The 18,466-nt window shown below is 67.5% G+C and carries 18 protein-coding genes and 2 pseudogenes; 10 read left to right on the top strand and 10 right to left on the bottom strand.

Annotated elements, in window-relative coordinates:
• Positions 1–13: 13 nt before the first annotated feature.
• Positions 14–1,363 carry a YhgE/Pip domain-containing protein gene (locus BOX37_RS16435; RefSeq protein ID WP_338039860.1) on the bottom strand — a complete coding sequence of 450 codons (1,350 nt, stop codon included), beginning with the start codon at positions 1,361–1,363 and terminating at the stop codon, positions 14–16.
• Between the two features lie 77 nt (positions 1,364–1,440).
• Between BOX37_RS16435 and BOX37_RS16430 the strand changes: the two genes are divergently transcribed.
• The 5 genes and pseudogenes from BOX37_RS16430 to BOX37_RS16410 all read left to right on the top strand — a co-directional run bounded on the left by BOX37_RS16430 (position 1,441) and on the right by BOX37_RS16410 (position 4,141).
• Positions 1,441–2,028, top strand: a complete 588-nt coding sequence (locus tag BOX37_RS16430; protein ID WP_071928419.1) for a TetR/AcrR family transcriptional regulator — start codon at positions 1,441–1,443, stop codon at positions 2,026–2,028.
• A 39-nt stretch (positions 2,029–2,067) separates the two neighbouring features.
• Positions 2,068–2,454 (top strand): annotated as a pseudogene (locus BOX37_RS36155) (aminoglycoside phosphotransferase family protein); the annotation flags it as partial.
• A 110-nt stretch (positions 2,455–2,564) separates the two neighbouring features.
• Positions 2,565–2,951 (top strand): annotated as a pseudogene (locus BOX37_RS35830) (aminoglycoside phosphotransferase family protein); the annotation flags it as partial.
• A gap of 24 nt (positions 2,952–2,975) precedes the next feature.
• Entirely contained in the window at positions 2,976–3,740 is a 765-nt protein-coding gene (locus tag BOX37_RS16415) for an arsenate reductase/protein-tyrosine-phosphatase family protein (RefSeq protein ID WP_071928416.1), read from the top strand.
• On the top strand, positions 3,737–4,141 hold the full coding sequence (locus tag BOX37_RS16410; protein ID WP_071928415.1) for a VOC family protein: 405 nt from the start codon (positions 3,737–3,739) through the stop codon (positions 4,139–4,141). The genes BOX37_RS16415 and BOX37_RS16410 overlap by 4 nt, the downstream gene beginning before the upstream one ends.
• A 296-nt stretch (positions 4,142–4,437) precedes the next feature.
• Here the strand turns inward: BOX37_RS16410 and BOX37_RS16405 are convergent, their stop codons facing one another.
• The 5 genes from BOX37_RS16405 to BOX37_RS16385 all read right to left on the bottom strand — a co-directional run bounded on the left by BOX37_RS16405 (position 4,438) and on the right by BOX37_RS16385 (position 9,790).
• Positions 4,438–6,825 (bottom strand): ATP-binding cassette domain-containing protein, encoded by a 2,388-nt coding sequence (locus BOX37_RS16405; RefSeq protein ID WP_071928414.1) that lies wholly within the window; start codon positions 6,823–6,825, stop codon positions 4,438–4,440.
• Between the two features lie 52 nt (positions 6,826–6,877).
• A complete protein-coding gene (locus tag BOX37_RS16400) occupies positions 6,878–7,288 on the bottom strand; it encodes a VOC family protein (RefSeq protein ID WP_071931572.1) in 411 nt (136 codons plus the stop codon).
• A 10-nt stretch (positions 7,289–7,298) separates the two neighbouring features.
• Positions 7,299–7,742 carry a helix-turn-helix transcriptional regulator gene (locus tag BOX37_RS16395; RefSeq protein WP_071928413.1) on the bottom strand — a complete coding sequence of 148 codons (444 nt, stop codon included), beginning with the start codon at positions 7,740–7,742 and terminating at the stop codon, positions 7,299–7,301.
• 169 nt (positions 7,743–7,911) lie between these two features.
• Entirely contained in the window at positions 7,912–8,700 is a 789-nt protein-coding gene (locus BOX37_RS16390; RefSeq protein WP_071928412.1) for a DUF1460 domain-containing protein, read from the bottom strand.
• Between the two features lie 49 nt (positions 8,701–8,749).
• Entirely contained in the window at positions 8,750–9,790 is a 1,041-nt protein-coding gene (locus BOX37_RS16385; protein WP_071928411.1) for an NAD(P)-dependent alcohol dehydrogenase, read from the bottom strand.
• 286 nt (positions 9,791–10,076) lie between these two features.
• On the opposite strand from BOX37_RS16385, the gene BOX37_RS16380 reads away from it, so the two are divergent.
• Entirely contained in the window at positions 10,077–11,126 is a 1,050-nt protein-coding gene (locus tag BOX37_RS16380) for a glucose 1-dehydrogenase (RefSeq protein ID WP_071928410.1), read from the top strand.
• Here the strand turns inward: BOX37_RS16380 and BOX37_RS16375 are convergent.
• Complete coding sequence (locus BOX37_RS16375; protein ID WP_071931571.1) at positions 11,113–11,844, bottom strand: DsbA family oxidoreductase; 732 nt, start codon at positions 11,842–11,844, stop codon at positions 11,113–11,115. The genes BOX37_RS16380 and BOX37_RS16375 overlap by 14 nt on opposite strands.
• Before the next feature lie 124 nt (positions 11,845–11,968).
• Here BOX37_RS16375 and BOX37_RS16370 point away from each other — a divergent pair, with 124 nt between their 5' ends.
• Positions 11,969–12,724, top strand: coding sequence for a histidine phosphatase family protein (locus tag BOX37_RS16370; RefSeq protein ID WP_084759736.1), 756 nt, complete (start codon positions 11,969–11,971; stop codon positions 12,722–12,724).
• Positions 12,725–12,773: 49 nt separating this feature from the next.
• A complete protein-coding gene (locus BOX37_RS16365; protein ID WP_071928409.1) occupies positions 12,774–14,045 on the top strand; it encodes a threonine/serine exporter family protein in 1,272 nt (423 codons plus the stop codon).
• Positions 14,046–14,116: 71 nt separating this feature from the next.
• Here the strand turns inward: BOX37_RS16365 and BOX37_RS16360 are convergent, their stop codons facing one another.
• Positions 14,117–14,662 (bottom strand): TetR/AcrR family transcriptional regulator, encoded by a 546-nt coding sequence (locus BOX37_RS16360; RefSeq protein ID WP_071928408.1) that lies wholly within the window; start codon positions 14,660–14,662, stop codon positions 14,117–14,119.
• Positions 14,663–14,876: 214 nt separating this feature from the next.
• On the opposite strand from BOX37_RS16360, the gene BOX37_RS16355 reads away from it, so the two are divergent.
• Together BOX37_RS16355 and BOX37_RS16350 are read left to right on the top strand one after the other, a co-directional pair.
• A complete protein-coding gene (locus BOX37_RS16355) occupies positions 14,877–15,485 on the top strand; it encodes a TetR family transcriptional regulator (protein WP_071928407.1) in 609 nt (202 codons plus the stop codon).
• A 22-nt stretch (positions 15,486–15,507) separates the two neighbouring features.
• Positions 15,508–16,164, top strand: a complete 657-nt coding sequence (locus BOX37_RS16350) for an enoyl-CoA hydratase/isomerase family protein (RefSeq protein ID WP_071928406.1) — start codon at positions 15,508–15,510, stop codon at positions 16,162–16,164.
• Here the strand turns inward: BOX37_RS16350 and BOX37_RS16345 are convergent, their stop codons facing one another.
• Both BOX37_RS16345 and BOX37_RS16340 read right to left on the bottom strand, forming a co-directional pair.
• Complete coding sequence (locus BOX37_RS16345) at positions 16,165–17,001, bottom strand: Abi-alpha family protein (RefSeq protein WP_071928405.1); 837 nt, start codon at positions 16,999–17,001, stop codon at positions 16,165–16,167.
• A gap of 3 nt (positions 17,002–17,004) precedes the next feature.
• Positions 17,005–18,423, bottom strand: coding sequence for a DUF445 domain-containing protein (locus BOX37_RS16340; protein ID WP_071931569.1), 1,419 nt, complete (start codon positions 18,421–18,423; stop codon positions 17,005–17,007).
• Positions 18,424–18,466: the final 43 nt, after the last annotated feature.

Here is an 18,466-nt window from a genome sequence, read left to right as displayed (position 1 = left end):
GATGTGCGGTCCGCTAGTCGGCGGGTACTGGTTGCCTACGGTGTTCGATGCCCAGGCGGTGCAGGCCGCGCAGGTCGTAGGTGTGGGTGGCGACGGCGCCGAGAACGAGGCCGATGGCCAGGCCGGCGAACGTCATCCACAGTCCCTGGCTCAGGCCGGCTTCGAGGTGTCCGTCGAAGAACAGGATGGCGCGCACGGCCAGGTAGATCTGGTGCATGGGTTCGAAGGTGGCCATGTCGGCGATCCAGCGGGGGGTGGCTTCGAGCGGGATGGTGCCCGAGGACGAGGGGATGCCGAGCACCACGAACACGATCAGATTGATCATCAGGCCCGCCGTGCCGAAGGCTGCCATCACCGACAGGCCGGTGATGGCGATGGCGGCGATGGCCAGTGTGCCGTAGAGGAACAGCAGCAGGGGTTGTTCGATGGACATGTTCAGCGCGGCGCCGATGCCGAGGAACACTGCCGAGGCGATCGGTGCGCTGATCGCGGCGATTCCCCATTTGATGAGCAGGGTGCGCCACCGGCTGATCGGGGCGGGCGGGGTCGGCTTGTGCCAGGGCCCGTACTCGGCGGGGATGAATCCGAGTGAGGCGTCGACCAGGGAGTTGATCATCATCGCGCCGCTGAATCCGACGATGAGCAGGACCAGGGTGTAGAAGAACGCGGCCAGGCCCTGGCCGGTGCCCTCGGGTAGCGGGTGGTAGGCGGTGACGATGACGTCGATCGGCGTGGTGAGCTGTAGTTGGGCCGCGCCGCTCAGTGGCGTGTCGCCGACGGCGGTGTGCACCTGGTCGGTGAGCTGGGCGCCGACCGTGCTGTTGACCTCGGCCATGGCCTGGTCGGCGATGGTCTGCATGATCTGGGCGGCCAGGGTGCCCGCGCGCGGGTTGGTGAGCACGGAGATGATCGGCTGCTCGATCTCGCCGGGGACGACCGAGGCGGTGCCGAGAATGGCGACGCGCTTGGTGAAGTCGCCGGGAATCACGATGGCGCCGTAGACCTCACCGTTCTGCAGCTGTCGCTGGGCCTCGTTGAGGCCGACCGTGCGCAGATCGATCTTGTCGGCGGGGATGTTCTCGCCCAGCGCCGTGGTGATCTGGTCGCCGATATTGGTCGGTGTGTCGCCGAGGGTGTCGCCGACATCTTGGTTGACCAGGGCGATCGGGAAGTCGTGCAGATGCTTCTCCGGGTCGGCGGTGTAGCCGAGGTACATGGTGCCCAGCAGGGCCGCCAGGACGGTCACCAAGGTGATCGGGGCCAGCCACTCCCGGAGCGGCATGCTGGCGTGCTTGCGGTGTGGCTTCGAATCGGCCACCGGGGGTTCGCCTGCTCCCGGCGTTGGCGCGCTGTTGTCAGTCATGGCAACGCCAATGTAGTCACCGACAACAAAGTAGTCAATGCAAACATTCGGTGGATGTCGGATATCCTGCTCGTACCATGTCCCTGCACACCCCCTATCACCACGGAGACCTCCGCGCCGCCTTGCTGACGCGCGCCGAGGCGACGCTGCGCGAGGTCGGAGTGGACGGGCTGTCGCTGCGTCAGCTCGCCCGCGACACCGGCGTCAGCCACGCGGCCCCGAGCCGCCATTTCCGCGACAAACAAGCGCTGCTCGACGCTTTGGCCGTCACCGGCTTCGAACGACTCGGCGACCGCTTCGAACAGGCTGTCACCCAAGGTCCGATCACCAAGCGCCTGCAAACTGTCGCCCGCGCCTACCTGCGCTTCGCCGTCGACAACCCCGAACTGCTCCCCCTGATGTTCGTGCGCCGACACGACTCCACCGCCGATGACATCCAGCAAGTCGTCGACCGCGCCTTCGCCGTCCCCATCGCCCTGATCGCCGAGGGCCAAGCCGCCGGCGAGATCGTCCCCGGCGACCCCAAACGCCTCGGCCTCACCGCCTTGGCCGCCCTCCAGGGCCTGGCCACCTTCATCGGCTCCGGCTACACCGCCGACTACGACTCCGAACAACTCCTCGACGACCTCGTCGGCCACCTCACCCTGGGCCTGCTGCCCCGCTGACACTGTGAAAACCCTGCTGGCGCACCTACAGTCGCTGACGTGATCGCCATCCCTGAGCCCTTCGCCCGCGAGACGATCCACCGCGAAGGAGAACCGGGCCGGACATGGATCGCTGCGCTACCGGAACTGATCGACGATCTGCTCCAGCGATGGTCCTGCTCGCCGGAGGGCGCGGTGAGGCACGGAAACGTCGGGATCATCGTGCCGGTGCGGCACAGCGATCTACCTCCCGCTGCCATCAAGATCTCGTTCCCGCACCCGGGCAACGTTTTCGAACCAGACGCATTCGCCACCTGGAACGGACGCGGGGCCGTGCATCTGCTCGAGCGCGATGACGATCACTTCGCGATGCTGTTGGAGCGAACCGGCCGTGGAACGCTCGCCGACGTCACCGATTTCGACACGGCCGTCAGTGCCCTCGGCGAACTGTCGCACCGCTTGGCGGTCCCAGCACCGATGGGACTACCGCGGCTCAGCGACCTGGTCTCCGGCTGGGATGACGAAATCACCGCCGAGGACGCACAACTGGGACATCCGCTGCCGGCAATGTTCTGGACGCTGCCATTGCCACTGTGCGCGAGCTCGGACCGGGCCAACCCGAGACTCTGGTCCACGGAGATCTGCACGATGCCAATGTCTTGGCCGGTGATCGGGAACCCTGGCTCGCGATCGACCCGAAGGGATATGTCGGCGACCCCGCCTACGACACGATCACCGTGATCCGCAGCTACCGCTTCGCTCCCCTGCTTTTCGCCGCCGACCCCGCCGCCGGCCTCCTGCGCGGCCTCGACCTCTATTGCGAAGCAGCCCATGTCGACCGCGTCCGCGCTCGCCGCTGGGCGCAGGTACGAGCGCGGTCCGAATTTCCTGGACACCATGCTCCTGACGCAGACCGATTCCGAAAATACATCAAAAGAAGTTGATGTAATTGATGGTATCCTTGGCCTATGACGTCGACCCGTCAAGCGGTCCCACCGTTTGTTCATCTCGCCGCGCATCCGTTGCGCTGGCAGCTGCTGACCGCGCTGTCAGACAGTGACTATCGCGTGCGCGAGCTGGTGGCCCGCGTCGGCGAGCCGCAGAATCTGGTCTCCTACCACCTCCGGCTGCTGCGGAACGGCGGCCTTGTCACCGCCACGCGCAGCAGTCACGACGGCCGAGACAGCTATTACCACCTGGACCTGGACCGCAGCGTCGAGATGCTCGCCGGAGCCGGGAAGGTACTGCACCCGGCCCTGCGAATGACGCCCGCGCCCATCGCATTCGAACCCTCGGCACCGCTGGCGGTACTGTTCGTCTGCACCGGCAACAGCGCCCGCTCCGCGATCGCCGAAGAGCTGTTGCGGTTGCGCACCGACGGCCGAGTCGAGGTGTTCAGCGCCGGAAGCAACCCGAAACCCGCCATGCATACCGACACGGTGCGAGTGCTGCGGGAGGAATACGGCATCGACCTGTCCGGCCGCGTACCTCGCCGCCTGGAAACTCTCGCCGATCAGCACTTCGATGCGGTGATCACCCTGTGCGACAAGGCCCGTGAGGTCTGTCCGGAATTCGGTGCCGATCCTCGATGGATCCACTGGAGCATCCCCGACCCCGCAGCCGCACACGGCAGCGACGAGGACATCTACCCGAGATTTCAGGCCACGGCCGCCGAAATCGACATCCGCATCCACTACCTGCTGCCGAACCTCACGAAAAGGACCGTCCGATGACAACATCCACCACCGAATACGCCAGCGTCCGCTACCTCGTCGATGACGTCGGGGCAGCCGCCGACTTCTACACCGGCCACCTCGGTTTCACCCTGCACACCAACGCCGCCCCCGCTTTCGCCGACGTCGTCCGCGGCCCACTGCGCCTGTTGCTTTCAGGCCCAGCCAGTTCCGGCGCACGCGCCACCCCCGCCGACACCGCCGGACCAGGCGGCAATCGCATCCACCTCGTCGTCGCCGACCTCGACGCCGAGATCGAACGCCTCCGCGCAATCGACATCGAATTCCGCAGCGACCTGGTCAGCGGCCCCGGCGGCCGCCAAATTCTGCTCGCCGACCCCGCCGGCAACCTGATCGAACTGTTCCAACCTGCCACCGCAGTCAGCAGCACGCCGAGGTGATCGGTCCGGCAGGCGACGCCGCATCACTTTTCCTGGGATCGCGCACCCAGTGCACTCCTGGGTGGCAAAACATGCGCCGTCCTGGTCAACTCGGTCGCGCCTCCGATGGATATCTGCTCATGCCTGCGGGTTCAACAGCGTCGCCCGAAGGCTCGCGATACCCCGGATAGCGGTCTGTTATCCGGGGTATCATCGGAGCCGTGCTGCGGCGATCGCGCTGCCGCGCAACACGAGTCGGCACTGCAATGGCCAAATCGCGACACCGCAAAGCCATGATTCCGTGCTCAGCGCCGGTGTCAGGCGCCAACGTAGCTGGCGAGGTGTTGGGCGGTGAGGGTGGAGCGGGCCTCGACCAGGTCGGCGGGGGTGCCTTCGAAGACGATGTGGCCGCCGTCGTGGCCCGCGCCGGGGCCCAGATCGATGATCCAGTCGGCGTGGGCCATCACGGCCTGATGGTGTTCGACCACGATGACGGACTTGCCCGCGTCGACGAGGCGGTCGAGCAGGCCGAGGAGTTGTTCGACATCGGCCAGGTGCAGGCCGGTGGTCGGTTCGTCGAGGATGTAGACCCCGCCCTTGTCGGACATGTGGGTGGCCAGCTTCAGGCGTTGACGTTCACCACCGGACAGGGTGGTCAGTGGCTGGCCGATGGTGAGATAGCCGAGACCGACCTCGGTCAGGTGGGTGAGGATCTTGTGCGCGGCGGGGGTGCGGGCCTCCCCCTCGCCGAAGTACTCGCGCGCCTCGTCGACCGGCATGGACAGCACTTCGCTGATGTTCTTGCCCGCGAAGGTGTATTCGAGCACCTCGGCCTGGAACCGCTTGCCCTCACACACTTCACACACCGTGGACACCCCGGCCATCATCGCCAGATCGGTGTAGACCACGCCCGCGCCGTTGCAGTTCGGGCACGCACCTTCGGAATTGGCACTGAACAGAGCGGGTTTGGCACCGGTGGCCTTGGCGAAGGCCTTGCGGATGTGGTCGAGCAGACCGGTGTAGGTGGCGGGATTGCTGCGTCGTGAACCCTTGATCGGGGCCTGGTCGATCGAGATGACGCCTTCGTCGATCGGGATCGAACCGTGCACGAGCGAGCTCTTGCCCGAACCGGCGACACCGGTGACCGCCACCAGCACACCCAGCGGAATGTCGACGTCGACATTCTCCAGATTGTTGGCGGTGGCACCACGGATCTTCAACGCGCCCGTGGACTGCCGGACCGAGTCCTTGACCGAGGCCCGGTCGTCGAAGTGCCGTCCGGTGACGGTGTCGCTGCCGCGCAGCCCGTCGACGGTGCCCTCGAAACAGATGGTGCCGCCCTTGGAACCAGCGGCCGGACCGAGGTCGACGATGTGGTCGGCGATGGCGATCGTCTCGGGCTTGTGCTCGACGACCAGCACGGTGTTGCCCTTGTCGCGCAGGCGCAGCAGCAGGTCGTTCATGCGTTGGATGTCGTGCGGGTGCAGGCCCGCGGTCGGCTCGTCGAACACATAGGTGACATCGGTGAGCGAGGAACCCAGGTGCCGGATCATCTTGACGCGCTGGGCCTCACCGCCGGACAGCGTGCCCGAGGGCCGTGACAGCGACAGGTAGCCCAGGCCGATCTCGACGAAGGAGTCCAGGGTCTGGCGCAGGGAGTCCAGCAGCGGCGCCACGGTCGGATCGTCGACGCCCTTGACCCATTCGGCCAGGTCGCTGATCTGCATGGCGCACGCGTCGGCGATGGAGATGCCGTCGATCTTGGACGAGCGGGCTTCGGCGCTGAGCCGGGTGCCGTCGCAGTCCGGGCAGGTGCCGAAGGTGACGGCACGTTCGACGAACGCGCGCACATGTGACTGCAGGGCCTCGACGTCCTTGGACAGCATGGACTTACGGATCTTGGGGATCAGCCCCTCGTAGGTGAGGTTGATGCCCTCGACCTTGATCTTGGTGGGTTCCTTGTAGAGCAGGTCGGCGAGCTGCTTCTTGGTGTAGTTCTTGATCGGCTTGCTCGTGTCGAAGAAGCCGCTGCCTTTGAAGATCCGGCCCATCCAGCCGTCCATGCTGTAGCCGGGGATGGTGAGCGCACCCTCGTCGAGTGACTTGTTCTCGTCGTAGAGCTGGGTGAGGTCGATGTCGTTGACGTGGCCTTTGCCCTCGCAGGTCGGACACATCCCGCCGGTGATGGAGAAGCTTCGACGTTCCTTGACGGTGACACCGTGCTTCTCCACGGCGACCGCACCCGATCCGCTGATCGAGGCCACGTTGAAGGAGAAGGCCTGCGCGGAGCCGATGTGTGGGTCGCCGAGGCGGCTGAACAGGATGCGCAGCATGGCGTTGGCGTCGGTGACCGTGCCGACGGTGGAGCGTGGGTCGGCGCCCAGGCGCGACTGGTCGACCAGGATCGCGGTGGTGAGGCCGTCGAGCACGTCGACATCGGGGCGCGACTGGGTGGGCATGAAGCCCTGCACGAACGCACTGTAGGTCTCGTTGATCAGGCGCTGGGATTCGGCGGCGATCGTGCCGAAGACCAGCGAGCTCTTGCCCGAGCCCGAGACACCGGTGAAGACCGTGAGCCTGCGCTTGGGCAGCTCGACGCTGACATCGCGCAGGTTGTTGACCCGCGCGCCGTGCACGCGGATCAGATCGTGGCTGTCGGCGGGTTCCACCGTCGGTGTGGTGCCGGTCTTGGTGGCCGTGCTCATGGGTCTCCTCGGTCGGTCGGCGTCGGTGGGCATCGTATCGACGGGGTCTGACCTATTTGAGCTGCTGGATGCGGATCAGGTTGCCCGCGGGATCGCGGAAGGCACAGTCGCGGATCCCGTAGGGCTGGTCGGTGGGTTCCTGCACGACGTCGATATCGCCGGCCTGCAGCTTCTCGAACAGTCCGTCGAGGTCGTCGGTGGCGAGGTTGACGCCCGCGTAGGTGCCCTTGGCCATCATCTCGGTGATGACGCGGCGTTCGTCGTCGGTGATGCCGGGGTCGGCGGCCGGTGGGGTCAGCACGATGGAGGTGTCGGGCTGGTCGGCGGGCCCGACGGTGATCCAGCGCAGACCGTTGTAGCCGACGTCGTTGCGGACTTCGAAGCCGAGCTGGTCGCGGTAGAAGGCCAGGGCCGCGTCGGCGTCGTCGTGGGGCAGGTAGCTCTGGTGAATGGTGATGGTCATGGCGACCACGCTAATTGCCGGGTGAGGCGGGTGCTTCTCGATTCCTGATCGGTCTGGTCACCTTCTTGACCACGCACGATGGCATCCCTTCGGTGGATCCGGCCTGCTGCTGGCGGTAGACACTGGGCGCGACGCCGACGAGTTCGGTGAAGCGGGTGCTGAAGGTGCCCAGCGAGGAGCAGCCGACCTCGAAGCACACCTCGGTCACGCTCAGATCGCCGCGCCGCAGCAGTGCCATGGCTCGTTCGATGCGGCGGGTCATCAGGTAGGAGTAGGGCGATTCGCCGTAGGCGAGGCGGAACTGGCGGCTCAGGTGCCCGGCGGAGAGGTGGACGCCGCGGGCGAGCGCTTCGACGTCGAGTGGCTGGGCGTACTCGCGGTCGATCCGGTCGCGCACCCGGCGTAGCAGCGTGAGGTCGCGCAGGTGCTGTGGTTGCCCGGACGTACTGGTCACAGGGGACATCGTCGCACGTCGGAGGCTCTTCGACGATGTGCGCTGCGGTTGGTCGAGAACGAGGCCGAGTTCGGCCCGCCGGGACGGTCGCACGGCGGGTTGTCGCCGAGGCCTTGTTCGTATCCGAAGGTGGTCAGGGACCACCGTGGCTGTTCAGGTCGACCTGAAGTCACGGGATCGGGCGCAGGACGACGATGCCGGGGACGGTGCGCAGATAGTCGGCCAGTGGCGTGTCGAGGACCTGGTAGTCGGCCAGCGAGGACGCATTGCGGAACACCGGGCCCGCGGGGGTCTGCACGATGATGCCGACATGGGTGACGTCCAGGCCCGCCTCGGGGGTGTAGGCGCCGAGGTAGTCGCCGGTGCGCAGGCCACCCACCACGGCCCCGTCGACGGCGGCCGAGGGGATGTGGGTGATCGCCCGGTCGATGACCGGCACGCCGGGCAGATAGGTGCTGCCGTCGGCCTTGGCATTGAGGTGTTTGGTCACCGTGACCGCGGCCGGGCTCAGCTCGGCGGTGATGTCGGTGGCGGCGACGCGTGGCGTGGCTGCCCAGTCGGTGAAGAAGTGCTTGCGCTGGGTGAATTCGACCCGGCCCTCGGCGTAGCGGGTCGCGATCAGGTTGGCGGTGAACTCGTCGCGGTCGGCGGAGCGGGAGGCGGCGTCGAGGTAGTCGAGGTAGGTGAAGCAGTCGACGCGGCGCAGGTCGATGACGAGCTGTTCGGGTTCGGTGGCCGAACCGATCAGCATGTTCGCACCGTAGGGGGTGCCGAGCAGGCGGGCGGAGAGGCGTTCGATCAGCTCGGCCCGGGGGAGGTCACCGGCCTCGGCGCGCACCGCGAGCAGCTCGTCGATCTTGCGGGCGGTCGCGTCGTCGACGGCCGGTGCGGCCAGTGCCGGTGCACCCGCGCCGAGGAAGGTGGCGAGCACGAGCAGGATCCCGACGATGATGCGCAAGAGGCCTCCAGCAGATCGGTGCGAGCGGACTCCACCGTAGCCGAGCCGCTCAGCGCGTGGGCACGATGACGGCCCGGCCGTTGATCTTTCCGGCGTGCAGGCGTTCGTAGGCGAGTGGGGCCTCGTCGATGCCGAAGGTCTCGACGTGCACGTCGAGCGCGCCGTGGTGGGCGAGTTCGAGCACGTCGACGAGTTCGGTGCGGCTGCCCCAGTAGGGCGAGGTGACGGTGGTCTGATACGGCAGCGACCCGAAGCCGACCGCGACCGTGCCACCGCCCAGACCGACGACGGTGATGTCGGCGTCGATGCCCGCCGCCGCGGCGGCAGTGGCCGTCGTGGGCGGGGCGCCGACGAAGTCCAGGATCACCTGGGCGCCCGCACCGCTGGTGAGTTCTTTGACGCGGTCGGCGGCCTTGGCGTCCGAGAGCACGGTCTCGTGCGCACCGACCGTGCGGGCCAACGCGAGGCGTTCCTCGGACAGGTCGAGGGCGATGATGCGGGTGGCGGTCATCGCCCGCAGCAGCTGGATGGCGACATGGCCGAGTCCGCCCGCGCCGATCACCACGGTGGTGGAACCGGGAACGAGCTTGGGCAGCGACAGCATGATCGCGTGATACGGGGTCAGGCCCGCGTCGGTCAGCGACACGTTCTGCACCGGGTCGAGGCCGCGCAGCGGGACCAGGTGACGGGCATCGTCGACGATCATGTACTCGGCCATCGCGCCGGGCGCGCCCAACCCGGGCGGGTAGATGCCGAGTTCCTTGGCGCGCAGACAGTAGTTCTCCTGTCCCTGGGTGCACGGTCGGCAGCGCCCACAGCCCCACGGACCGTAGACGGCCACCATCTCGCCCTCCGCGATCCCCTCGACACCGGCACCGAGCGCGGCGACCGAGCCCGCGCCTTCGTGCCCCAGGGTGAGCGGCAGTGGGAAGCCGAGTTGCTCGGCGGGCATGCTCATGACGGCGATGTCGGAGTGACACACCCCGGCGGCGGCGACCTTCAGCAGCACCTGACCGGGACCGGGTTCGGGATCGGGCACCGTCACCACTTCGGGGGCGGAACCGGGTGTTCGATACTGGACTGCCTTCATGGTGACCCCTCACGCCGACGATGACCGGGACAGACCGAACCTGTCGATCGTGACAGTGCGCGCGGGCATGCGTCAATGCGCCGGTCGGCATCGGTGCCCGGAATTCGCGTTCGGGCGGTCATCGGCGGCCTCCAGCGCCGTTCGCGTACCGTTGACGCAGGTAGTCCGTGTTCGTGGCGAGTTCGTGGCGAGTTCGCGACGGGGTTGCTCTTCCCCCATGTCGTGGCCGTAGGTGGTGCAGTTTCCGGCAGTTCGTGGCCCGGTCCGGGCGGAAGGGAAACCCGAGATGCGCGCGTTGACAGTCGTTCCCCTGCAGGCGAAGAGCGTACGGATCGAGGAGGTCCCCGATCCGGTCCCCGGGCCGGGGGAACTCCTCGTCGACGGGATCTCCCTCGGCATCTGCGGCACCGATCGCGAGATCGCTGGCGGCAGCTATGGCTGGGCGCCTCCGGGCCGGGAACGGATGGTGCTCGGGCACGAATCGCTGGGCCGGGTGCGGACCGCGCCCGACGGAAGTGGTTTCGCGCCGGGCGATCTCGTGGTCGGGATCGTGCGCAGGCCCGACCCGGTGCCGTGCGGGGCGTGCGCACGCGGCGAGTTCGACATGTGCCGCAACGGCATGTACGTCGAACGCGGGATCAAGGAGATCGACGGCTACGGGTCGACGGCATGGTCGGTGCGTGCCGACTACGCGGTGAAACTCGACGCCTCGCTCGAGAAGGTGGGGGTGTTGCTGGAGCCGACCACGGTGGTGGCCAAGGCGTGGGACCAGATCGAGAAGATCAACACACGTGCCTGGTTCGATCCGCGGACCGTGCTGGTCACCGGCGCGGGGCCGATCGGGTTGCTCGCGGCACTGCTCGGGGCCCAGCGCGGTTTGGATGTGCACGTGCTCGACCGCGTGACCGGCGGGGTCAAACAACAGTTGGTCGAGGATCTGGGCGCCACCTTCCACACCGGAACAGCTGGGGCGGTGGCCGTGCAGGTCACACCCGATATCGTGATCGAGGCGACGGGCGCGCCCGCGGTGGCACTGCAGGCGATGGAGGTCGACAACCCGGGGGTGATCATCTGTTTGACGGGGGTGTCCTCCCCTGGCGTGGACACCGGGGTGGACGTGGGCGAACTCAATCGCAACATCGTGCTCGACAACGCGGTGGTGTTCGGTTCGGTCAACGCGAACCGCCACCACTACGAGCAGGGCGCCGAAGCGCTGGCCAAGGCCGACAAGTCGTGGCTGGAACGGTTGATCACCCGTCGGCTGCCGTTGGAGCGGGCGATCGAGGCGTTCGATCCCGGCGATCGTGGCGACATCAAGATCGTCATCGACCTGTAGGCGAAGTGGGGTCGGGCAGTGCGCAGCCATCGGGGCCGCAGGCATCGGAGTCGGCGAGCACCACCGGCGCCGGACGGTCGTTCCACGCGGTGGTCAGGGCCTGGGTGAACACCGCGACGGGCTGGGCTCCGGACACGGCGTACTTGTCTTCGAAGACGAAGAACGGCACACCGGTCGCGCCGAGCTGGGCGGCTTCGCGTTCGTCGGCGCGCACGGCCTCGGCGTAGGCGGTCGGATCGTCCAGTACGGCACGGACTTCGGTCTCGGCGAGCCCGGCGCGCACGGCGAGGCCGACGAGGCGTTCGGTGTCGGCGAAGACCGGTTCGGCCTCGGCGAAGTTGCCCGCGTAGAGGGCGTCGATCAGTGCGTCCTGTCGGCCCTGGTCGAGGGCGAAGTGCAGCAGTCGGTGCATGTCGAAGCTGTTGCCGAAATCGCGCCCACTGGTCAGGTAGGGCAGCCCGAGTTCGGCGGCCTGGGCGCCGATCGCGCGTTCGTTGGCGGCCGCCTGCTCGACGGGGATGCCGTACTTGGCGGCGATGCGCGGGATGACCGGGCCGGTTTCGTCGGTGGGCAGGCCGGGATCCAGTTCGAAGGAGCGATGCACCACCTCGACGTCGTCGCGGTGCTCGAAACGCGAAAGCGCTTGTTCGAAGCGGGCTTTGCCCAGGTAGCAGAACGGGCAGTTGATGTCGGTCCAGATCTCTACTCTGGTGGTCACGGGGGCCTCCTCCGGCACGAATCTGGACAAGCGTTCAAAGTCTTGAGGGTGCAACATCGGCGTCGAAGCCGGTATTCCCCTGGCGCGTCCGGGTATGACAGGACGAGCACGAAGGAACTTCTCGATGACGTTCGATCAGCGAAAGGGGTGGCTGCAGGTGCCCGAAGGACTGGCGGCGCCCCGCGCGCTGGGTGGTTTGTGGGCGATCCGGCACGCGCAGAGCGAGGCCAATGCCTGGTTCGCCGACCCGGCCACCGATCAGCGGCCGATGCCGGGCACCGACGCCGCGGTGGAGCTGACCACGCACGGCCACTGGCAGACCCAGCGCCTCGGAGACTGGCTGGCTTCCCTGGCCGGAGTACAGCGGCCGACCTTGGTGGTCTGCTCCCCCTACCTGCGCACCCGGCTCACCTGGGCGATGATGGCCGAGGCCGCGGCCGGGCGCAATCGGCACCTGAGCCCCATTCGCACCCTCGTCGACGAGCGCTTGCGCGACCGGGAGATGGGTGTGTTCGAACTGCACCCCTACAAGGCCATCCAGCGCCGCTCCCGGGAGGAAGCGGCGCGGCGCGAACGCGTGGGCAACTGGGTGTATCGACCGCCCGGCGGGGAATCTTTGGCCGATGTCGCGCTGCGGGTCCGCGGCTTCCTCGACGAACTCGATGTCGTGGCCGCCGGCGAGCAGGTGCTGGTGGTGACCCATGACGCGGTGGTGGTCTCGCTGCGCTACATCCTCGACGGTCTCGGCGCACCGGTGCCGGACTCCCTCGAACCGGTACCCAACGCCTCGGTGTCGCAGTGGCGGCGCGAAGGTTCGTTGCTGCGGTTGCGGGTGTGGGGTTCGGTGGACCACCTGCGCGCCGACGCGCAGGCCGGGTGACCACGCGTGTCGCGGGATCGGGCGGTGGGCGGGCACTACATTCGACGCCATGTCGAACCAGGACACCGATCGACAGCAGGTCGCGGCCGAGCTGCGGTTCCTGGCCGAGTTGGGCACCTCGTCATTGGAATCCGGGTACGCCACCGAGGCGATGATGCTCATGGTCACCTCGTGCGCCGCCGCGTGGAGCATGTCGGACGTGCTGGTCACCGGGATCGGCCGGACGGTGACCGTGCAGTGCGTCGACGAACACGGCCACTGTCACTCGCGCCAGGCGCAAGCCGCGACCCTGGACGCCTTCGACTGCGACCGGATGCGGCGGATCAAGGCCGTCGCCCGGCGGCTGGTGGTCGATCGCCTCGATCCTGAGACCGCCTGCCGGGAGCTGGCGGCCGCCGATGCCGGTGCGCAACCGTTTCCCTGGTGGACGTTGCAGGCCGGTGGCATGTTGCTGGCGTTCTGCATCTGCCTGCAGATCGGCGGTACCGCCCTCGCGGCGAGTCTGGCCGCCGCCACCCAGCTGGTGGTGAACCTGACCGGGCGCGGGCTCGCCGGCCACAGGGTGCCGAAGTTCTTCGCGGTGGTTGTGCAGGCGACGGTAGCGGGCGCGTTCGGCGGGATCTTCCATCTTGCTGGATGGTTGACGGTGGCTCAAGCGGCGACCCTCGTCGCCACGACCTGGGTGCTCATCGCGCCACTGCCCCAACTGATCTCGATGGCGATCGACATGGTGAGCGCCGACAGTCTCACCGCCTCGGCGCGGGCGCTGGGGGCGACGCTGATCATCGGCGGGATCACGCTGGGCGGACTGCTGGTCCTGTCGCTGTCCTGGCGCTTCGATCTGGGGGTCGCCTCGAACGCGGTGCTGCCCGTGCTACCGGTCTGGCTGGGGATCAGTTTCGCAGTGCTCGGCGCGATCGGCAACGCGCTGTTCAACATGGGCGGGTCCCACCTGCTGGCCCCGGCGGCGGTGGCCGGGCTGGTGACGGCCTCGGTGAACCAGTCACTGATCCATCTCGGGAACATGCCCTCGGCGTGGGCGGGCCCGATCGCGGCGGTCGTACTGGGTTTCCTCGCGGCGGCCTCGGCGGAACGGTTGCGGGTGCCGATGTCGGCGCTGGTGCTGGTCGGGATCACCGGCGCGCTGCTACCCGGTCTGATCGTGTGCCAGGGGCTGATCCTGTCGGTGTATCAGGTGTCGGGGATCGGCTATTTCGTGCAGGCGGGCGCGGTGTGCGTGGGCCTCGGTGTCGGCGCGAGCCTCGGGGTGTTCCTGTGGTCGGTGGTGGCCCGGCACGGGTTCGCTACCTCGACCGGCTAGCGGTCCGCGCGTGCCGCAGTGTCGAGCCAGGTGAGGTGTGGCGTCCGGTGCGCTGTGGACGAGCCGCTCGGTCAGTGCCGGTGCGAGTAGATCAGGCGGGCGTATTCGGCGAGCAGCCGGTCGAGTTCGGTGGGTTCGCCCGCGGCGGCGAGCTGCTGGTAGCCGATCAGCATGGCCATCCCGAACTCGGTGACCACGCTGGAGGTGGTCTCGTCGCCCACGACGCCGTCGATCACGCGGTGCACGGTGCGCCGCCGCGAGGCGTCGACCCGTTTGACGGCGACGTGGACGGATTCGTCGTTGGCCGCCCAGGCGCGCAGGGCCGCTTCGGCACCGTGTTCGAGTCCGCTGGCCAGTTCCGACATCGCGCGCACGTCGGCGTCGGGGTCGCCGTGGCCGACGTCGAGGGCGCGTAGCTCGAGCATCTGCCGGTTCTCCCAGTGCTCGAGCAGCGTGTCGACGAAACCCTGCCAGGAACCGAAGTGGTGGTAGAAGGAACCGCTGGTGACCCCGAGACGACGGCACAGCACACCGATGTTGAGACCTTTGAAGCCGAACTCGGCGAGCACCGCGACGGCGGTGTCGAAGTACTGCTCCTTGGTGACCACTCGGGACATCGCGATGCCGTTCTGTTCGTGCGGGCAGGGCCGAAGAATGCGAACAGTACCCCATCGTTTCGAGGGCCCGGGGAAGCATAACGAAGTCTATGCTGTGGCCCGACGAGTCGAGCCGTTGTCGAATTATCAAGTGCTGGAACGACATCCAGGCGGAACACAGTAGAGAATCCACCCGAATGGAATAACAGAGCGAATGCTCTGTAAACTTTTGTTCATGCCGAGACCGCGCACACACGACCCGCAGACCGTCCTGGACGCCGCCGAGAACCTCGCCGCCGCTTCCGGTCCGACCGCGGTCACCGTGCGCGCCGTCGCCGCGGCCACCGGAGTGTCGAACGGGGCGCTGTATCACACCTTCGGCTCACGCCAGGAAGTACTGGCCCGCACCTGGTTACGCGCCGCGCACCGATTCCTGGACCTGCAATCCGAAGCCGTCGCCCTGGCGCTGGCCGCCACCGATCGCGAAGCCCGGATCGACGCGGTCATCGACGCCGCCGAGACCCCCGCACGCCTGGCCGAGCGCCACCCCGACTCGGCCCGGCTGCTGCTGCTCGTCGACCGCGCCGAGCTGCTCGCCGGTGAACTGCCGCCCGCACTGGCCAAGGAGATCACCGACACCGAGAAGGCGTTGCGCGCCACCCTGAGCCGGCTGGCACGCACCCTGTGGGGTCGCGCCGACCGGCGTGGCGTCGCCACCATCACCACCTGCCTGGTCGACCTGCCGACCGCGCTGCTGCTGCGCCGCGACCGGCTCACCGACCCCCTGGCACGCGCCCAACTGCGCGCCACCGTCCGCGCCGTGCTCGACCTCGGCCCGCACTGATTCCCACCGAAAGGAAACCACCATGCCCTCACTGACCCACCACGATGCGATCGCCGTGCTCGATCTCGGCGACGGCGAGAACCGCTTCTCCCCCGACTTCCTCGACGAGATCCACACCCACCTCGACGCCGTCGTCGCCGACGGTGCGGGCGCCTTGGTGACCACCGCGAGCGGCAAGTTCTACTCCAACGGCCTTGACCTGGACTGGCTGGCGGCCAACGGCGAGAGCGCCACCCAGTACGTCGAAGCCGTGCACACCCTGTTCGGGCGGGTCCTCACCCTGCCGATGCCCACCGTCGCCGCGATCGGCGGACACGCCTTCGGCGCGGGCGCGATGCTGGCCATCGCCCACGACTACCGGGTGATGCGCGCCGACCGCGGCTACTTCTGCTTCCCCGAGGCCGATATCCGCATCCCGTTCACCAACGGAATGGCCGCGCTCATCCAGGCCAAGGTGACCCCGAAGACGGCGATCGCCGCCATGACCACCGGCCGTCGCTTCGGCGGACCCGACGCCCACGCGATCGACCTGGTGGACGCCACCGCCACCGAAGGCGAAGTCCTCACCACCGCGGTGGATCTGGTGACACCACTGACCGGCAAGGATCAGCCCACGATGACCGCCATCAAGTCGGTGATGTTCGCGCGCGTGCTCGACGCGTTGCGCGGCAAGGACTGATCACGGGAGCCGGGGGCCCTTGCCCAGATAGACATCGCCGCGATCGTCGCTGGCCCAACCGCCCCCGGTGTAGCCGTCCAACACGAAACACGCGTCACAGAACTGCCTGCCGAACACCGACAGCTCGATCCGGCGGTACTGGCTGATCGCGCGCATGTTCACCGACTTGTAGGCGACTTGCGCCGAGGGCTGTGCCTCGAGGAAAGCGTAGCGGCGGAAATCGGCGACCGGTTCGGTGGAGAACCGGACCAGCCCGAGGCGGCTGAGGTTGCCCAGATAGTGGTGGTCACGGTCGGGAATCGCGCACCCGGCCATGTAGGCGATCATGTTGATGCCGTCGGCCAGTCGTTGTGAGCCGATCCCGAACGGGGTCCTGGTACGGATGTCGATCGCCGGCTGCGGACCGGCGACAGCGAGGAAGCGCAGAATGCGGGCCTCGTCGGGGGTCAGATCGTGCAGGATCGGGATGAACGAGGGATGCACGTCACGCGGCTGCTGCGCCGAGTCCCATCCCTCGGTGATCATCGCATCGCCCATGGCCTTGAGATCCTCGGCGGCCGCGCCGGGTTCGACCGGGCCGTACACCCCGTTGGCGGTGCTGGTCAGCCCGAGCGCGCCCAGTGCGGTGCGACGCAGCATGTCGACGCGTTCGTCGATGATCTGCGACATCGGTTCGCCCGCGCGGATGTCGTCGACGAGGTCGGTGGCGGTGTGCACCGCACCCTTGGTGACCGCACCGACGATGTGGCGCAACGACAATCCGGCGATGCGGGCCAGACCGACCAGGTCGGTCGGGATCCCGGGATCGGGTTCGGGTTCTTTGCGCGGCTCACCCATGACTCACACTCCGAAGATCAGCAGATGCGCGACGCCGACGAGCACACCGAGCGCCCCACCGTGCGCGTACAGCAGCCAGGCGTCCTGTTCGATGGCGGTGTAGAGCATTTCGACGAACTCCTCCGGTGGCAGTTCGCGCAGCTTCTCGGTGGCCAGGCGGTCGACGCTGGCCGCGGTGGTCTGGGAGAAGTCGACATCGTCGGCCAGCCACGGCTTCATCTCCGCGGCCAGGTTCACCCCCGCGGTGGCCTGGATGGCGTCGAATTGGCGCGGCCCCACCGCGAGTCGGGTCACCGACCGCAACGGACCGAGCACGCGGTCGATCTCGACCTTGAGGAAGTGCGCGATGACGGCGCGGGTCTTGTCACCGCTCGGCCCGTCGAGCAGCTGTTCGGTGACGACATCGAGGGTGACGATCTGATAGCCGATCGCGTGGCCGAGATCGGCGGCCGCCTGATGCTGGCGCTTGGCGAACTTCGCGACCCGCCACGGATACCGGTAGCGCGGCTTCGGCGAAGCTGGTTCGAACACCACCTTGATCGCGATGATGTTGACCACCACCCCGATCATCGCCGCACCCAGGACCACCCACGCCCACGCAGGCAACAGATGCAAGATCGTGTAGAGCCAGCCGGGCAGCTCGATCACCGCGGGAGTGTCACCGTGGGGAGTGCTGTAGTGCAGCAACGACAACCACAGTGCCAACACCACCCCGAACGGGAACCCGATCACCCCGATGCGGGTCATGAACCGAAGCTCCGGCGCGCCGAGCCCGTAGATGACGTCTTTGAGCAGTTCCGGGCGGCGCCGCAGATAGCCGACGACCATCAGCTTCACATCCAGCAACTGGTCGATGTTGGCGCCGATGAAGTCGAAGGCGCGATCGGTGATCGCGGGCAGCTCGGACTCGACCCGCGCGTAGATGGCTTCGCGGGCGCGCGGCGGCATGTCGGCCCACAGCTGCGGATGCTCGGTGACCATGATCGTGTCCACCATCGACCGCACATTCGGCAGTGCGACGTGGGCGACCTGCGCGGAGATCTTGCGCGGATCCATCTGGTCGAAGAAGTCCTTGGCGGTACCGATCTTGGCGACAGCGTTGTCGACCATGAGACTGGCCATCTTCTCGGCGCGGGCCGGGATGAACCCTTGGAACCCGAGAATGCCGCCGGGGGCGAAAGTCGGCAGAATCTGCACCTTGCGCGGCAGGAACGGGAAGATCGTCTTCAGGCCCGGCACATAGAAACCGGTGAACCGCACCGGCGCGAACAACATGATCACCCCGGTCCAGTTGGTGATCAGACCGGCCACCGCGCTGAAGATCGGGATGCTGATCATGTCGAGCCAGAAACGGTTCAGCCCGGTGAGTTCTTCCCAGTCCAGCAGGCCGAAGAAACCGGCCGCCTCGATCCCAGCATTCATCCGGCGTCCACTCCGTCGTGTTCCGAACCGCGCGCGTTCGGTC

The sequence above is a fragment of the Nocardia mangyaensis genome (assembly GCF_001886715.1).
In the GTDB taxonomy this organism is placed as follows: Bacteria; Actinomycetota; Actinomycetes; order Mycobacteriales; family Mycobacteriaceae; genus Nocardia; species Nocardia mangyaensis.
This window is presented reverse-complemented; position numbering and strand designations above follow the sequence as displayed.